Source organism: Acinetobacter sp. L-24, assembly GCF_056857555.1.
On the sequence record NZ_JBSXNI010000037.1, the window covers coordinates 104,108 to 121,630 of the forward strand.

At 42.0% G+C, this 17,523-nt stretch carries 15 protein-coding genes and 1 pseudogene; 4 read left to right on the forward strand and 12 right to left on the reverse strand.

All coding sequences use genetic code 11. From position 1 onward, the window contains the following. Entirely contained in the window at positions 1–1,374 is a 1,374-nt protein-coding gene (locus tag AC13CK_RS05480) for a diaminobutyrate--2-oxoglutarate transaminase (protein ID WP_004646522.1), read from the reverse strand. 475 nt (positions 1,375–1,849) lie between these two features. Between AC13CK_RS05480 and AC13CK_RS05485 the strand changes: the two genes are divergently transcribed. Both AC13CK_RS05485 and AC13CK_RS05490 read left to right on the forward strand, forming a co-directional pair. Continuing rightward, the gene (locus AC13CK_RS05485) at positions 1,850–2,554 is read left to right on the forward strand and encodes an SIMPL domain-containing protein (protein ID WP_004646521.1); all 705 of its coding nucleotides are present in this window, start codon (positions 1,850–1,852) and stop codon (positions 2,552–2,554) included. A 164-nt stretch (positions 2,555–2,718) separates the two neighbouring features. Continuing rightward, a complete protein-coding gene (locus AC13CK_RS05490; RefSeq protein WP_425877969.1) occupies positions 2,719–3,315 on the forward strand; it encodes a phosphatase PAP2 family protein in 597 nt (198 codons plus the stop codon). A gap of 75 nt (positions 3,316–3,390) precedes the next feature. Here the strand turns inward: AC13CK_RS05490 and proB are convergent, their stop codons facing one another. The 9 genes from proB to uvrB form a co-directional block, all read right to left on the reverse strand. Then, positions 3,391–4,524 carry a glutamate 5-kinase gene (gene proB / locus AC13CK_RS05495; RefSeq protein WP_482830996.1) on the reverse strand — a complete coding sequence of 378 codons (1,134 nt, stop codon included), beginning with the start codon at positions 4,522–4,524 and terminating at the stop codon, positions 3,391–3,393. Positions 4,525–4,551: 27 nt separating this feature from the next. After that, positions 4,552–5,769: an Obg family GTPase CgtA gene (gene cgtA, locus AC13CK_RS05500; protein WP_005107385.1), complete on the reverse strand. Its 1,218-nt coding sequence runs from the start codon at positions 5,767–5,769 to the stop codon at positions 4,552–4,554. Between the two features lie 408 nt (positions 5,770–6,177). Continuing rightward, on the reverse strand, positions 6,178–6,552 hold the full coding sequence (locus tag AC13CK_RS05505) for a winged helix-turn-helix transcriptional regulator (RefSeq protein WP_425877966.1): 375 nt from the start codon (positions 6,550–6,552) through the stop codon (positions 6,178–6,180). Positions 6,553–6,734: 182 nt separating this feature from the next. Further along, positions 6,735–8,192 carry a glyceraldehyde-3-phosphate dehydrogenase gene (locus AC13CK_RS05510; RefSeq protein ID WP_004279679.1) on the reverse strand — a complete coding sequence of 486 codons (1,458 nt, stop codon included), beginning with the start codon at positions 8,190–8,192 and terminating at the stop codon, positions 6,735–6,737. Positions 8,193–8,433: 241 nt separating this feature from the next. Further along, positions 8,434–9,729, reverse strand: coding sequence for a hypothetical protein (locus AC13CK_RS05515; RefSeq protein ID WP_425877964.1), 1,296 nt, complete (start codon positions 9,727–9,729; stop codon positions 8,434–8,436). Between the two features lie 176 nt (positions 9,730–9,905). Then, complete coding sequence (locus tag AC13CK_RS05520; RefSeq protein ID WP_482830997.1) at positions 9,906–10,199, reverse strand: hypothetical protein; 294 nt, start codon at positions 10,197–10,199, stop codon at positions 9,906–9,908. A gap of 106 nt (positions 10,200–10,305) precedes the next feature. After that, entirely contained in the window at positions 10,306–11,244 is a 939-nt protein-coding gene (gene rarD / locus AC13CK_RS05525) for an EamA family transporter RarD (protein ID WP_425877962.1), read from the reverse strand. A 164-nt stretch (positions 11,245–11,408) separates the two neighbouring features. Then, positions 11,409–11,996 (reverse strand): lipocalin family protein, encoded by a 588-nt coding sequence (locus AC13CK_RS05530; RefSeq protein ID WP_044112882.1) that lies wholly within the window; start codon positions 11,994–11,996, stop codon positions 11,409–11,411. Positions 11,997–12,140: 144 nt separating this feature from the next. Then, the gene (gene uvrB, locus AC13CK_RS05535) at positions 12,141–14,162 is read right to left on the reverse strand and encodes an excinuclease ABC subunit UvrB (protein WP_425877960.1); all 2,022 of its coding nucleotides are present in this window, start codon (positions 14,160–14,162) and stop codon (positions 12,141–12,143) included. 365 nt (positions 14,163–14,527) lie between these two features. Between uvrB and AC13CK_RS05540 the strand changes: the two genes are divergently transcribed. After that, complete coding sequence (locus tag AC13CK_RS05540) at positions 14,528–15,316, forward strand: A1S_2505 family phage non-structural protein (RefSeq protein ID WP_004646509.1); 789 nt, start codon at positions 14,528–14,530, stop codon at positions 15,314–15,316. A 286-nt stretch (positions 15,317–15,602) separates the two neighbouring features. Here AC13CK_RS05540 and AC13CK_RS05545 read toward each other — a convergent pair whose 3' ends face one another. Then, complete coding sequence (locus tag AC13CK_RS05545; protein ID WP_004646507.1) at positions 15,603–15,782, reverse strand: hypothetical protein; 180 nt, start codon at positions 15,780–15,782, stop codon at positions 15,603–15,605. A 450-nt stretch (positions 15,783–16,232) separates the two neighbouring features. Between AC13CK_RS05545 and AC13CK_RS05550 the strand changes: the two genes are divergently transcribed. Continuing rightward, complete coding sequence (locus AC13CK_RS05550; RefSeq protein WP_425877957.1) at positions 16,233–17,327, forward strand: OmpW/AlkL family protein; 1,095 nt, start codon at positions 16,233–16,235, stop codon at positions 17,325–17,327. A gap of 74 nt (positions 17,328–17,401) precedes the next feature. On the opposite strand, the pseudogene AC13CK_RS05555 reads toward AC13CK_RS05550, so the two are convergent. Continuing rightward, a pseudogene (locus AC13CK_RS05555) lies at positions 17,402–17,523 on the reverse strand (IS5/IS1182 family transposase); the annotation flags it as partial.

Consider the following 17,523-nt stretch of genomic DNA (forward strand, 5'->3'; position numbering starts at 1 on the left):
TTATGCGCCTCGAACTGCAACTAGTGCTTCAGCAACCGATTTTTTGAAACGAGCAATCACTTCAACACATTCGTCTTGAGTAATGATCAACGGGCAAAGTAAACGAATCACTGTACCGTTACGACCACCTTTCTCAAGCAATAATTTATTGTTGAAACAAGCGGTTTGGATCGCTGCAGCCAACTGACCATCAGCAGGTAAAGAACCCATATGATCCGCATCTTTGCGCTCATCTACGATTTCAACGCCGATCATCAGACCACGGCCACGCACGTTACCGATACACGGGAATTCAGTAGCCAGTTTTTTAAGTTCAGCTTGCAGGAAATCACCACGCTCTTGTGCATTTTGAGCCAGGTTCTGTTCTTTAATGGTATTGATCGTTGCAAGACCTGTACCCATCGCCAATTGGTTACCACGGAAAGTACCGGTATGACCTGCTGGCTGCCAAGCATCAAACTTACGTTTAATACCAAGTACGGCAAGCGGTAAGCTACCACCTACGGCTTTAGACATCACTACAACATCAGGTTCAATCCCTGCGTGTTCGAATGCAAACATTTTGCCTGAACGTGCAAAACCAGCCTGAACTTCATCAAGAATCAATACGATGTTGTGTTTTTCAGTCACTTCACGGATTTTTTGCAACCATTTTACTGGCGCCGTTACCACACCGCCTTCACCTTGAATCGCTTCAAGAATTACAGCTGCAGGTTTGGTCACACCACTTTCGACATCTTCAATGAAGTTTTCAAAGAAATAAGTTAAAGCATCAACACCGGCTTCACCACCAAGACCCAATGGGCAACGGTATTCATGCGGATACGGCATGAACTGTACACCCGGCATCAAACCGTTCACTGCATTTTTCGCAGATAGGTTACCTGTCATTGCCAATGCACCGTGGGTCATACCGTGGTAGCCGCCAGAAAAGCTGATCACTGAGCTACGACCAGTAAAGGTTTTTGCCAGTTTAATCGCGGCTTCGGTTGCATCTGCACCCGATGGACCACAGAACTGCAAGCAGTATTCTTCTTGACCACCTGGAAGATAAGAAAGAAGTGCTTCAGTAAAAGCATCTTTTAAAGGAGTAGTAAGATCCAACGTATGCAATGGTAAACCGCTTGCAATCGTATCTTGGATACTTTGAATGACTGCAGGATGATTATGGCCTAAAGCCAACGTCCCTGCCCCAGCTAAACAATCAAGGTACTCAGTACCTTCAACATCGGTAACCCAGCAACCTTGTGCTTTCGCTATCGCTAACGGTAATTTACGTGGATAACTACGCACATTCGATTCCATCTGACTTTGGCGAGTCAAGTAGTATTCGTTTGTGGAATTGGTGGCAGGGTTTACAGAAGTAACGCTCATATCGAATTACCATCTCTGATATGGGTGAAAGAAATAAGTCTGGTGACGTTTGGTCCTTTGACTCGGCGCTTTATAAAGGTTCTAGCTAGCAGTTTTGTATTCGAATAACTAGGAGGCGGATGATACCGAATTTTTCAGGAAAATAAACAACTTTCAGTCACATTTTGTCCTAATCTTTATCGAAAAAAAACATCATGCTAATCCATCCCCTAAATCATCATCTTACAGTGTGACAGCAGAAAGAAAAGCGTGTTCTTTTATGCTTTTTTGTAGCGCAGGCGACATTCCGGTAATCAATCTTAAAATTATTCATTAAGTATTTAATTATTAATAATAAATATAAATCAAATAATGAGATAAAATTAAAGAAAATTTAACACTCTTACGACAAATATTTCGTAAAAAGATCACAATTGAGATTTAATATTTTAACAACGGCTTAGATGGCCAATTTTAAGAAAAACAGGACAATTTCATGCGTCTCTTAGCACTTACCAGTTTGATCCTTGCCAGCACCCTCGCCACAGGCGCATTTGCAGCTCCTGCTGAATCTCTGAATTATAATGTTGTTAATCTTTCAGCAGAGGCTAGCCGTGAAATCTCAAATGATGAAATGCATGCTGTGCTTTATATTGAAAAATCCAACAAACAACCAGCTGAACTGGCCACTCAAATTAACCAGCTGATGAATCAGGCGATCGCCACAGCACGCAAATATCCTACTGTGAAAATCGAGACTGGGGCACAAAGTACTTACCCTATTTATGACAATGACAACCGCAAATTAAAAGAATGGCGTGGTCGTGCCCAGATTCGTCTGGAATCAAAAGATTTTAAAGCGACATCTCAATTGATTGCTGAATTACAACAGCACTTCCAGACCCAGTCGATTAATTTCAAGGTATCTGACGAAAAGCGTAAAAAAGTTGAAAGCGAGCTGATGATTGAAGCCACCAAAAACTTCCAGCAACGCGCACAGGCACTCACCCAGACCTGGAACAAACCGAGTTATCAACTGGTGAACTTAAACCTGAATACTAATAACTATTCACCACAGCCAGTACCGCGTATGGCCATGATGAAATCTGCATCGGCTGATATGGCGGTTCCTGAGCAGGAAGTTGCGGCGGGCGAATCGCAAATGACGGTCAGCGCGAATGGGGCGATTCAGTTTAAATAAGACTTCATTATATTATTCGCACTTTTAAGAACCACCCTTTTGGGTGGTTCTTTATCATGTGAATATTCTTTAAAAAGCGAGGCTACAAATTCATACAAACTCAGGTAGGAATTGAGGTTTGACCGGTTTAGAGTAACGGACATTTATTCCAGTCTTCTCTGCTCATGTCCCTTGACCAATTGAATCTTTACCTGTTTCATATCTTAAATGTACCCGACCAAGCCTCGATCTGGATAATCAACTATGCCTCCCTGATTGCGCATGACCTGGTTTATCTTTTTTTGCTGATTTTTGCTATTGCCTGGTTCCGTGGTAGTTACGAAGTAAAAACAGGGATTATTAAAGCCTTCATCTTTACAGCTATTACATTATTCATGAGTGAAGTATTGTCTGCGGTACTCAATACCCCACGCCCGTTTGTGATGGATGTTGGTCGCACTCTGATTGAACATGCACCGACTGGTTCTTTTCCCAGCAACCATATGAGTATTTTTAGTGGGATTGCCTTCGCCTATTATTTTTCACCGCAGCGAGACTTGGGACGAATTCTAATCTGGACAGCTTGGCTGGTGGCATGGTCGCGTGTTTATGTCGGTGTGCATTTTCCGATTGATATGCTGGGTGCATTCCTGATGGCAATAATAGTAAATTTAGCTGGCTTGCCGCTGTGGTGGAAATATGAGAATCAAATCATAAACTTTATTTTGGGTATTCATTATTGGTTATTTTCGCCTTTAATTCGAATGGGCTGGATCAAATAAATCTAGTTAAAATGTCATAAAAAAACCCGCTCGAAAGCGGGATTTTTTGAATCTTTAAATTTGAATCTGAATGACTTAATAAATCGCCATATGATTGCGATGAATCATTTCTAGTGAACGTGCTTCACCTAACACCTGATGTACTTTATCTGATGCCAAACCTTTAACGATTTCCGCAGAACGCGAACTGAAATTGACACGCCCTACAGCAATGCGATGACCTTGTCGATCAACACATTCCACCACATCGCCACGTTCGAAGTGCCCCTCAACTGCTTTTACACCGACAGGCAATAAGCTGCGATGATTGTCTTTAATGGCTTTTACTGCACCATCATCAATCACTAAACGACCTGCAGTCTGCAGGTGTGCTGCCAACCATTGCTGATGCGCTGTCATCCGGTCTTTGTCAGTGACAAACAAGGTACCTAACAATTCGCCAGACATTAGACGTGATAGAACACCATCACTATCACCACTTGCAATTAAGGTCGGACAGCCAGATTTTGCCGCCAGACGGGCTGCACGAACTTTGGTCAGCATACCACCACTACCAAATTTACCGCCTCCACCGGCCATATCAAACAGACTTTCATCCATCGCACGTACCGTATGGAACAATTTGGCATCTGGATTAGACCGCGGGTCTGAGTCAAACATACCTTCCTGATCCGTTAAGATAATCAGAAGGTCTGCATGCACCTGACCCGCAACCATCGCAGCAAGTGTGTCGTTGTCACCAAAGCGAATTTCGTCAGTCGAAACAGTATCATTTTCATTGATCACCGGAATCACACGCCAGTCAATCAGGTTCTGCAAAGCATCACATGAATTGAGATAACGACGACGATCTGCCAGATCATCATGGGTTAACAATACTTGCGCAGTTCGAATCTGGTGTTTCTCTAGTACGCTTGACCAAGTATGGATCAGACCCATCTGACCGATGGCAGCACAAGCCTGAAGACTGGGTAGATCGGTGGGTCGATTCTCAAGTTTCATTCGCACCATACCTTCAGCCACAGCACCGGAAGACACCAGAATAATCTCGTGTCCTGCATTGTGTAGATCTGCGATTTGTCCCGCCCAATGCGAGATGGCATCTAAATCTAAACCTTGTCCATTTGCTGTGAGTAAAGATGATCCGATTTTAACAACGATTCGTTTACAACCCTTGAGCTGACGCTGCCCATCTACCACTTCTATCATCTTGTCCTCAGACTCTTCTCTCAGAGATTAGCGTACGTAGTACACTTCCACATCACTATCATCATCGCCATCTTCATCATCTTCATCATCGCCCAGAATACCGGCAAGACGTTGCTGACGACGCATCTCACGATACGCTTCTTTTGCAGCGATGGTTTGTTCTCGTGTTTCAGCTTCAAGCTGATCACGGAATGCTTTCATTTCTGCTGCATATTCTGGATCTTCAGTTTCGCGTTCACGTTGCTCTTCGATCTGATCCATCAGATAGTAAACCACGTCTTTGGTGCCTTCAGCCGTTAAGCCAGAAGTTTCAAAAACCGGCCCTTCCCACTGCAATTCTTCAAGAATATGGGTACACCATTCTTCACGGGTTTCTTCGGCCAACTGATCGACTTTGTTCAGCACCAATACGATCGGCAGTTTTGAAAGCGTTGGGGAGAAGTTTTCTAACTCTTTCATAATTGCTTTGGCATTATGTGCCGGATCTGAGCCATCAATCGGTTGTACGTCAACTATATGCAACAAGATACGGGTACGCGCCAAATGCTTCAGAAAGCGAATCCCGAGACCTGCACCTTCAGATGCGCCTTCGATCAGGCCCGGAATATCCGCCATCACGAATGAACGGTGACTATCGGCATCGACCACACCCAGGTTTGGCACCATGGTGGTAAATGGATAATCTGCAACTTTTGGTTTTGCTGCCGAGACTGCACGAATGAAGGTTGATTTACCCGCATTTGGCATACCCAGCAAGCCGACATCTGCCAGAACTTTAAGCTCTAGACGGATTTCACGGAATTCGCCTTTTTGACCATGCGTACACTTACGTGGTGAACGGTTGGTCGATGATTTAAAGTGGGTATTACCCAAACCACCATCACCGCCTGCTGCAACTTTCACGCGTTGACCGTCTTCGATCAAGTCGCCAATAATGTCACCAGACTCAACATCTACAATTGTTGTTCCTACCGGAACTTTTAATACGGTATCTTCACCGCCACGACCAGCACAGTTCGCCCCACGGCCATTTTTTGCTCGTTCTGCACGATATTTACGTGTATAACGATAATCAACTAGCGTACTGGTGTCGTCGTCAGCCTGAATATAAATGCTGCCGCCACGACCACCATCACCACCATCTGGACCACCAAATGGCACGAATTTTTCACGGCGAAAACTGGCTACGCCATTGCCACCGTCGCCAGCCTCTACGGTAATGACTGCTTCATCAACAAAGCGCATATTGCCAATCCTCTAAAAACTTTAAAACCCCATATTCTGCCATATTTTAAAGAATTTCTCGAATAGAATTATGCAGCAATCCCATAAATCTTAGTTAGTCGTTTTCTCACCAAGCCTATTTGACCTATCTAAGGCATAGATTTAGAAACAGAATGCTTAAAAGATGGAAAAGAAGTGGTAGGAAATCAAGCGCTTTTGCCCTAATACTATCCCCTATTTTGGAAATTCTTTTTGTGAATTTCTTAATGATTTTTAAAATAATTTATAGAGGAGTAAATTTTTCAAAAGCCGTGTTCACAAGAAAATATTCTGATGCGGATACCTTTTAAAATCTGTATTTTATATACACCAAGATAAGTTCAAATTTTGTATTTTCATAAACACTGCATTCCTGCCACTTAATGAAAACTATTTAATAATACTTTGTTTATGCTCTAAAATAACTGGCAGACTTTTTTCAATCCAGCCAATTAAATACATGATTTTTTCAGCCGCTTGTGAGCCAGTAATCGTCAATTGATATTCCACTTTTGGCGGCACCACCGGATAAACCGTTCTCAAAATAAAACCATCTTGTTCTAGCATTTTTAAAGTCTGGGAGAGCATTTTTTCACTTACCCCTTCAATGTGTTGTTTCAGTTCACTAAAACGATGCACCCCTTCACTCAGGCAACGCAAAACCAAGACCGACCATTTATTGGCAAGGTGTTCCAATATTTCACGTGATGGACATTCAGTTGATAAAACCTGCCCCAGTAACGGGCTGATTGCATAATTTGTCATAACATTCTCACAATATTTTTATTACTTACTCGTTTTAATATACTTACTCTTTGTAAGTTATCAGATTCATATTTCGCCAGCAAGCAGATTTATCGATTCTTATTAGATTAAAAAGTCTGCTTTAAATAAAAAAATCATAAAAAAAGAGCCTCAAATGAGGCTCTTTTTTAGCTAAATACTAATTATGCATTAGTTTCAGCAGGAACTTTTGGATAGCTTACGCCGCCCATTTGTTCAGCAATACGCAATACCTGGCAGCTATAACCCACTTCGTTATCGTACCAAACATAAGCAGTTAAACGGTTGCCTGAAGTGATCGTTGCTTGCGCGTCAAATACACCTGCAGTGCGTGAACCGATAAAGTCAGAAGATACCACTTCAGTCGAGTTGGTATAACCGATTTGACCTTGCAGGCTAGAACCGATTGAAATCTGACGAATGTATTCGTTCACTTCATCACGATCAACATCTTGACCTAAAGTCAGGTTAAGAATCGCAAGAGATACGTTTGGTGTAGGTACACGTACAGAGTTACCTGTCAATTTACCTTGAAGAGCTGGAAGCGCTTTCGCTACTGCTTTCGCTGCACCAGTTTCAGTAATGACCATGTTCAATGTTGCAGCACGACCACGACGGTCAGCTTTATGGTAGTTGTCGATCAAGTTCTGGTCGTTCGTGAACGAGTGAACTGTTTCAACATGACCATTCAACACTGTGTATTTGTCATGCAATACTTTCAGTGTAGGTGTAATCGCGTTAGTCGTACAGCTTGCAGCAGAGATGATCGTATCTTCATCAAGGATATCCGCTTGGTTTACACCGTAAACTACGTTCTTCATGTCACCTTTACCAGGTGCAGTCAAAATCACACGAGCAGCGCCCGGGCATTTAAGGTGTTGAGCAAGGCCTTCAGCATCACGCCATTTACCCGTGTTGTCGATCACAAGTGCATTGTTGATACCGTATGCAGTGTAATCTACTTCAGAAGGATTAGAAGCATAAATCACTTTGATGAAGTTACCGTTGGCAATGATTGCTTCGTTTTCTTCATCTACAGAAATTGTGCCTGCAAATGGACCGTGAATAGAGTCACGACGCAGTAAAGAAGCACGTTTTTCCAAATCACCATCAGATGATTTACGAACAACGATTGCTTTCAGGCTAAGACCACGACCCAGACCTGATTGACCAATCATCAAACGCGCCAGGATACGACCAATACGACCGAAACCATAAAGAACCACATCTTTATGTTCTACAGCAGCAGCATTGCCTTCGATCGATTTAACAGCGTCTGCAACAAATGCATCGATGTCGCCGCCTTTTTCTTTAAATTCAACAGCAAGTTTACCCAGATCAACTTCAGCAGAACCGATGTTTTCTACTTTCACCAATGCTTCAAGAATTGGGAAAGTATCAACTACAGAAAGTTCAACGTCCAGTACACGAGTACGGCGATGTGCTTTCAAAATCTGAATCACAGAACGGTTAATTAAAGAGCGACCATAAACTGTAGCTACAATATTTTTTTCACGATATAACTGGCCAACAAGGGCAATCATACGTTCCGCAAGTTCTTCACGGTTTTTCCAGCGACCTTGGTGTTCTGCATGGAGGGCAACAATAGTGTCTTTGCTCACAGATACGTCCTCTAATTAATTGTAAATCTAAGCATAAATTTCTAAACCCGACAATTGTAATGGAATTGGCCGCAAGTTTGAATCAAAAGCTCGTTGAGACGGGTAGTTTTTAACGTATATTCACTATAAATTTCAAAAATAGTTGTAATTAGCCGAATGATTTTGCATCCGAAAATTCTAAAGACCACTATTTTTTTCGTACCTGACACAAATTTGTTAAATGTTGTTTATTCAAACAAATCTAAATTTCAAAATTTAGCGTCCCGCCCTGTTCAGGCTGGATTCTACTCCCTGCTGAAAAATTCATGTCCAGACTCATGGAGGCATTGAAGTTTTCTACATCGAAATCATCATAGGTTTCGGGCAAATGAATGAGCAAAGGTAAACGGGTCAGGCCATTGTCCCCAGAGGGAAAAGCATAGTGGCGATCAACCTGCTGTAAATGCTGCAAACTTTCAAATTCCAGAAATACGCTACAGTTTTCATGTGTTCTTGGCACCTGAATAATTTCCAGAAACATACTACGCTTTAACTGCTGCAATTGATTGAGCGCGGTATCAATCGCCTCATCGAAATTATTTTTACGCCACAACTTTTTAAATACGGATTTTTTCTCTTCATCCACTTTTTGCCGCTGCAGTGTATTAATATATTTTTTCAGATCCCGGTATTGCTGTACATTTTCAGAAATCGTATTTTGAATATCCAGAACAGCCTGCTGTGAACGCTGATGCATGACTTGCCATTCATTACGGTGGGTAGGAATAAAGGTTTCCGCTTTACGCTTTTCCAGTAAACGGATAAAAGCCAGCAGTTTATATTCAAAATTCTGCATGTACTGATTAAACATGAAACCCGGCTGGGACTTGAAATCGCGGTAATAGGCCAGAATTTCTGTAAATATTTTATGGACATGCAGATACAGATAATCAAACTCTTCAAGATGCGACAAATGATCACGAATGGCATCCCGCATCGGCAAAAGCAATTCACGCGTCATAATTTCTTCAAACTGCTTCAGGTGACGTTGTGCCACCACATCGGCATTTTTCTCTACAACGTGAATGGGCTCAACCAGTAAAGGTAATAACTTCTGTTCAGACACCTGTTCCAGTGTATGCACAATGTCGATTACATCCAAATGAATCTGACTCTGTAAAGTCACCATCCGCTGCATCTGTGATTTCAGGGTTTCTACCACCGCTTCATCCATGTCATCCTGCAAGTCCAGAATCAGGATATTCAGGTAGACCTGATCTTCAAGTGCACCTTTTTCTTCAATCAGGAAACGGCGAATCGAATACGAGTTTTGCTGCACATCCATCACCGGCGCAACGATAAATAGAAATTGCGAGGTACGGACAATATCAAAATGACGAATCTGCTGTTCTTTAATCAGGAAATAACGGAAAAGTGGATGCGTCATTTCCGCCGTCTGTTTTTTTAACAGCGGCTTATGCCAATAACCCAACAATTGCTGCTTGATAAAAACTTCAATAATAAAGTATTTAATGTGCTGTTCGGTAAGCTGACGCACCCCTTCAACCGGCTGTAAGCGGAGGCCGCGAAAATTTCAGCAGCATTTAATAAAAATGTACGACGCAGTTCCAGCTTTTCACGCTGCATCTGAAAATTTTCATTGACGTCAATTTTATCAATTTGTTCCAGGACGTTTTCCAGATAGTCTGCGATTTGCAAACTATCATTCAAACCCTACAAACTTTTTAGTGACAACCCAAAGGTACTGGCATAGTAACGCATCTGGTCATTGAGAAATTTTTGGCTGAGACGTTCTACCGAATGGTGAGCCTGATAGCGGTATTGATCCATTTCCCGATCCCAAAGAATTTTCTTGGGCTTTAAAATCTGAAAATCAATACTTTCTTTTAATTCTGGTGAAACTTCTACCAGAACAGTACGAAGCTCTCGCTCCCAATTTAAATCCAGACTTGGTTCCAGTTGTGATAAACGTGCACGTAACTGATATGGAATCGCAATCTGTGACATGTTTATCCCCTTAAAATATAGAAAACATTCTTTTAAACAAAGTAGACGATTTTGAAAATAATCAGGTCAATATTGTCTGACGAATATAATGCTTATGCAAACCACATTATTCATTATTTTTTCTGATTTTTTCTAGCTGTGCGGCTTTATTTGCCAGCTCATATTTTTTCAGCTGCTGCTGTTTTAAATGCAAGATTCCCTCCACAACCAGCAGTAAAACAGCCAGCCAGATTGGAATATAGGTCAACCACTCACCTGATTCCACGCGCTCACCCAGCGCCATCGAGGCAAAAGCGAGCAGTACCGGCTCCAAATAACTCAACAGTCCAAAGATGACAAAGGGCAAATATCGGCTGGCCAAAATATAGCTACCCAAACCGAGCGCACTTAAAAAGCCTAATCCAAGAACTGCCAGGATCAAGTGGGAATGATTCAACATGAGCGGCATGGAATCGCTATAGATAAAGCCCAAATAAAATGCCACAGGCAAAATCAGAAATAGATCCCACCAGAATCCACCAAGATGATCGGTCGCGAATTTACGCCGCATAAAGAAATAAAGTGGATATGCTAAAGCGACATAAACCGTTTCCCATGCAATTGAACCGATACGCCAGATTTCATGCCCTACCCCCAATACTGCCAGAGCAACCGCAACCATCTGGAAGGATGACAATTTTTCTTTGTAAAGCGCACAACCGACCAGCACCATCACCAGAGGTAGCAGAAAATAACCGAGCGAGACTTCGAGGCCACGTCCATTGATAGGCCCCCATAGAAACAACCATAATTGCGTGGTACACAACAGTGAGCTGATCAGCAACCAGATCAAAAAGGAAGGCTGTTGTAACACCCGTTTAAAAATACTGCCGATATGTTTCAGATCACCCGACCACCACATGAAGGCAGTCAGAAATGGTAAAGTTGCCAGCATGCGCCATGCAAAGGTCTGTTCACTATCTAAAGGCTGTAAAAAAGGCGTAAATACATAAAGCACTCCAAAAACCACAGAGGCCAAGACAGATAACGCGATGCCTTTATACATAGTCAAACTCTACTTTCATTCGCCGGCATTATAACGATTAGTACAATAGAAAGCTTGATGCTTCATCTATTTAAAATGTAGTTATCTCTAGATTTTAGATTGTCTTTCGACACGTAAAATAAAAAAAACCATACCTAAGCATGGTTTCCATTAAGACGATATTTTTATCTTTGAGTTTGTTTGGTATGAATCACATCGCTCAAGTCATAACCAACAGACTGTGCATATTGTAAATATTCATTCACCACATTTTTATCCAATTGCGGATCACGTGAGAGTATCCACATATATTTACGTTTTGGCTCACCGACCAGAACAGTTTGATAATTTTCATCCAGTTTTAAGACCCAATAATCGCCACGAGCGACCGGAATCCAGCGAATAAAGTCTGGCAGGAAACTGACTTTTAGCTTGGTATTCTGCGGTGGATTTTGCACAAATGCCTCACCCAATGACTGGGTTTGTCCACCATCTTTTTTAATGCAGCGGTTATCCACCACAATATTGCCATTTTCATTTAAAGTATAAGTCGCTGTGACATCACGATCACACTTGTTTTGAAAATATAAAGGTTTGCGTGCCACTTCGTACCAGGTGCCCAAATAACGGTCCAGTTCAACTTTCTCAATGGTCGGTAATGGCTCGTCTTTCGCATAAGCCATAGTAGCGGCGCCTAAACCGAGAAGAACCGCGCTACCCACCGCAATTTTTGCCAGCTTTAATCCGGTACGTGAAGATTTTTGAGTTGTCATAAAGATACCTATTGCATGTTCACAAAATATTTATTTAAAAAATTCTGTTCATACAATAGCTTTATCACAGCCCTTAATTTGTTACATTGTGTTTGCTTTGTGATTGATTTTACGTAATTTAAATATAATTACATGCTAAACCACTCAATCAAACATCTGAGCTTTTAAACGCACAATTTCATCACGCATACGCGCAGCCTGCTCAAACTGAAGCTCTTTGGAAGCTTTCAGCATTTCCTTTTCAAGCTTGTTAATGTGTTTCGCAAACATTTTTGGATCTGCCATGATATGCCGCTCATCCGCACTGATCGCACGTGCCTGATCCGAGGCTTTCAATTCAATTGAATCATCATCCAATACTTCACCGGTATCAATTTCCTTGATCACCTGACGCACTGCACTGCGCGGGGTAATGCCATGTTCTTCATTAAACTGAATCTGCTTGGCACGACGACGGTCTGTCTCATCAATGGCTTTCTGCATCGAATCAGTGATTCGGTCTGCATACAGAATCGCCTTACCTTTCAAGTTACGTGCAGCGCGGCCAATGGTCTGAATGAGAGAGCGCTCGGAACGCAGGAAACCTTCTTTATCCGCATCCAGAATGGCGACCAGTGACACTTCCGGCATATCCAGCCCTTCTCGCAGCAGGTTAATCCCAACCAGTACATCATGCACCCCAGTACGCAGTTCATGAATGATTTTGACACGTTCGACGGTATCGATATCGGAGTGTAAATAAGCGACCTTAATCCCGTATTCTTTCAAATAAGAAGTTAAATCTTCGGCCATGCGCTTGGTCAAGGTTGTGACCAGTACCCGCTCATTAATATCTTTACGCAAATTAATTTCAGAAAGCACATCATCGACCTGCGTCAAAACTGGACGAATTTCAATTTCTGGATCAATCAGACCAGTTGGACGTACCACCTGCTCGACAATCTGTTGGGATTTTTCCAGCTCGTAACGTGCGGGCGTTGCGCTGACATAAACAGTCGTCGGCACAATCCGTTCCCATTCCTCAAATTTCATCGGCCGGTTATCCAGCGCGCTTGGCAAACGGAATCCGTAATTGACCAGATTTTCCTTACGCGAACGGTCACCCTTGTACATGGCACCAATCTGCGGCACCGTCACATGCGATTCATCAATAATCAGCAAGGCATCATCCGGAATATAATCGAACAAGGTCGGCGGCGCTTCACCCGCAGGGCGTCCAGATAAATGACGTGAGTAATTTTCAATGCCGTTGGTATAACCTAATTGCTGCATCATTTCCAGATCATAGCGTGTCCGCTGTTCAATCCGCTGGGCTTCCAACAGTTTGTCATTTTCCCGGAAGAACACCAGACGCTCTTTAAGTTCGTCTCGGATGGTTTCAATCGCACGGGATAAATTGTCTTTAGGCGTCACATAGTGGCTTTTAGGATAAATGGTCACGCGAGGTACTTTACGAACCATTTTCCCGGTCAGCGGATCAAACCAGCGAATGGAGTCAACTTCATCATCAAACAGTTCAATCCGGATGGCATCCTGATCCGATTCAGCCGGAAAAATATCAATAATTTCACCGCGAATACGATAAGTACCACGCAGAAATTCCAGTTCGTTACGCGAATACTGCATTTCAACCAGACGGCGAATAATATCATCACGGCCAATGCGGTCACCCTCCACCACATGCAGCAACATGCTCATATAGGCATTTGGATCACCCAAACCATAAATCGCAGATACCGATGCGACAATAATCGCATCACGTCGCTCTAGGAGTGAACGGGTTGCAGAAAGGCGCATCTGGTCAATATGGTCATTAATTGCAGCATCTTTCTCGATAAAAGTATCTGAAGATGGCACATAGGCTTCCGGCTGATAATAATCATAATAACTGACAAAATATTCGACGGCATTATTGGGGAAAAATGCTTTAAATTCGCCGTAGAGCTGTGCAGCCAAAGTTTTGTTATGTGCCATGACAATGGTCGGACGCTGTGTCTGTGCAATGACATTGGCCATAGTATAGGTTTTACCAGACCCAGTAACCCCCAGTAAAAGCTGATCATGAAAACCCTGTTCAATGCCTTTGACAAGTTTTTTAATGGCCTGTGGCTGATCGCCTGCTGGTTGATAACTGGTCACTAATTCAAAGGGTTTTTTATCACTCATAGCTTTCGCTGACTTCGCTGCGGATATAGATTTGATTTATTATGAGGGTAAATTGGAATTACTCAATCCCTGCTTAGGTTTCTGTTTGGTAAAATAAAACAATATTAGCATTCATTATTTGTTAGCGCTTGACTCACTCTCTAGTTTGAAAAATCATCAATAAAATATACAGTTACAAAGGGAATAAATACAGAAAAAACCAAGCATTTTCAGCCAGCAGCTTTATTTGGGCGTACTCGGCATCCTGTTTTGGATCATGGGTGGAATATTGACCTATCTGTTTGGCTAGTCCGGCACAATTTTGCCTTGACCCCTATTCATTTCACGGGCAACATGAAGATCAGGACGGCCTAGAATAGACAATTATGACTTACCACTATCACGATGAAAGTATTGTTAAATCCCTTCCGGAAAATACGGTTTTTGTTTTTGGCAGTAACTTGGCTGGACAGCATGGTGGTGGAGCTGCCAGAACGGCACTTGAGCATTTTGGTGCAGTCATGGGCGTGGGTCGTGGCTGGGCGGGTCAGAGCTATGCTATTCCAACAATGAACGAGCATTTACAACAAATGCCGCTCTCACAAATTCAACACTATATTGATGACTTTAAGATTTACACCAAAAATCATCCTAAAAATAAATATTTTATTACTTCCTTGGGCTGTGGGATCGCAGGTTATAAAGTCGAGGAAATTGCACCGATGTTTAAAGGCATCTCACGCAATGTAATTTTCCCACAATCTTTCCGTCCTTTTGTCGAAAAGCCGCTGCCAAAATTAAGCGCAAATTTCTTACATACCATATTTCGCGATTCAGTCATTTTAACTCCGGCCAGCGATGAATTGATTGAAGAACTGCCTTTGACCGAAAATGAAAAAAGTCTGGCGAGAATTATTTTAAATACCCAGATCTATCCGACCGACAGCAATGGGCGGGAACGTGTCTTTGAAATTGAAGATATCCTGCACAACCTAAATACCAAGCTGGTCGATTTTCAGAGCCATTCAGAAGGTGCCATGTTGTTTGGAGGCGTGATTTTAGCACTACTAGAACTTTATAATATTAACGAGAAAGATTTTATCGATGTCTGGCAAGGTGAGCGAGAAATTGCGCCACCGAAACCGGAAAATAAAGCGCGTAAAAGCATTCGTTAGTGCTATCAAAATATCTTTCAAAAAAAGCCAATGTTTAAATTGGCTTTTTTCTGGGCGGCTAAAATATCGAATATGAAATCAATTAGGCCTGGATTTTATTTTGATTGGCATTTAGAGAGCTTAAATATTTCGTTTGCTTTATTAAGAATAAAATTGAAAGAGATTTGGATAAATTAGAGCACCATTTTCTATTTGCTCGAAAAATAAATCAAATATTGCTCACCAACTCCCTAAAAACTTCCACAAAAAAAGCCATGATTTATCATAGCTTTTCGAGTCTGATCAATTAGCGTTTGCCCATTGAACGGCGCGTACCACGTGGTGGCATCCAGGTACGGTCAGCATAACGCTGCGGTCTTGGTCTTAAATCTTCCAGAACTTCTTCTGCAGCATTTTGCTCTGCTTGCTTGATCGGGAAAGGTAAATTAACCAGGGGCTTTTTTTTGGGAGGAGTTTGGGTGCTCATGTGATTCACTCAATAATATATGTAGCTATTGTACAAAAAAACTCAGTCGACTGGGTAGCAGGATCTTGGATAAATTCATATGCTCTTGTTTTGGAAAAATAAAAAATCATCCCATGATGGTAAATGCTTGAAGTAATACAGCCTAAAATTTACCTAAACTCTCCTCTAGATATTCCATGATAAAAATTCATTCAATTGAAATTTTAACGCTCTCAAGAGCAAATTTCCTTCACTTTTATACTTAAGCTAGTCAGATAAAAATAATGATTTTTACATACTACTCATTTCTTAAAACTCAAGAGAGATAAACAAAAAATATACATCGGTTACCAATATTAACCATCGCTTAACTTTTGACCTGTTGTTCTATAACTGAATTTTTTAAGGCAATTCACATAATTAGTTAACTAGAAAAACGAATAAACAAACTGGACATGGAGTTCCAAATCAATGAAAACATTGCTGGCATGTATGGCAGGCCTAGCCACTTTACCTATGGTCGCGCATGCAGATTCCCCTTATTTTAGCTTGCAAGATGGAGATGGCTTTAAGCGCTTTTCGGTATCGGTCGGTGCATTGCATGTGATGCCGCAAGGCAAGGCCCAGCCCTTTAAAGTGAATACTGCTGTCAAAGAAGGTGAAACATCACAAGTAGGTGATATCTCAATTGACTCTGTGAAAAATAATCTTGATCCAGACATGGATCCAAACCTTTCCTCTGTTTTTGTTAATATTCTGGATCGACTTGGTACAGAAACACTGCCTGCAGCGCTCAGTGGGCGAGCTGAAATTTATGGACTGGAAAGCTGGAATAATCCTGGTACTGGCCTGGAAGCGGATGATGTCACCACCTTAGGCATTATGACCAATTACTATTTTACCGATAATATTTCTTTTGAAATGAAAGCCGGCATTCCACCTAAAGTAGACTTGCAAGGCAGTGGTAAAATCTACGCGCCTTTTTCTGCGCTTGCGACTCCAAGTCTTGATTTAATTCCACAAATTCCAGGTGGAATTGATTTACCTGGCATTGAATTGAAAAATGATATTCTCATTACTGATCTGGAAGCTTATGGGCCGGCGGCTTCTGCCCGCGCATGGACACCTGCCTTTGAATTCCAGTATCACTTTGGTAAAACCGGGGTCAATAAATTCCGGCCTTATGTCGGCTTAGGTGTCATGTATGCCTATTTCAATGAACTGGAAATTAACTCACGTACCGAGCAAGACCTGATTGCTGCCGGACATATGATTGCCAATATCAAGGAAGGAAAAGCTGGTGCTTCTCTGGATGGCACGCCAAGTTCAGCCAACCCGAAAGTTGATCTGGAAGCATCCGATGCTTTCGCGCCTGTGGCCACGGTCGGCTTTAGCTATGACTTTAATGAAACCTGGTTTGCAGTCGGTTCAGTCTCTTATGCACATCTAAAAAATGACACGACAATTACAGTGACAGATGCAAATCTAGGTGAACTGATTCGCTCTAAAGCCGATATCGAAGTCAATCCGATTCTGGCCTATGCCGGGATTGGGATGCGTTTCTAAGCTCAATATCCGATTTTTAATTAAAACGGCTTCGGCCGTTTTTTTAGGCTTAATATATTAGGGTCTGTTGACATTTACTGTTCATAATTAACCCTATAAAGGTAGCCATAAAAATATACAGGCTAAAGCAACAGAACTTTGATAATTTCTTTTGAGCTTGTCATATCGAGTAGCTATTCCTCTAAATTGCTTTAAT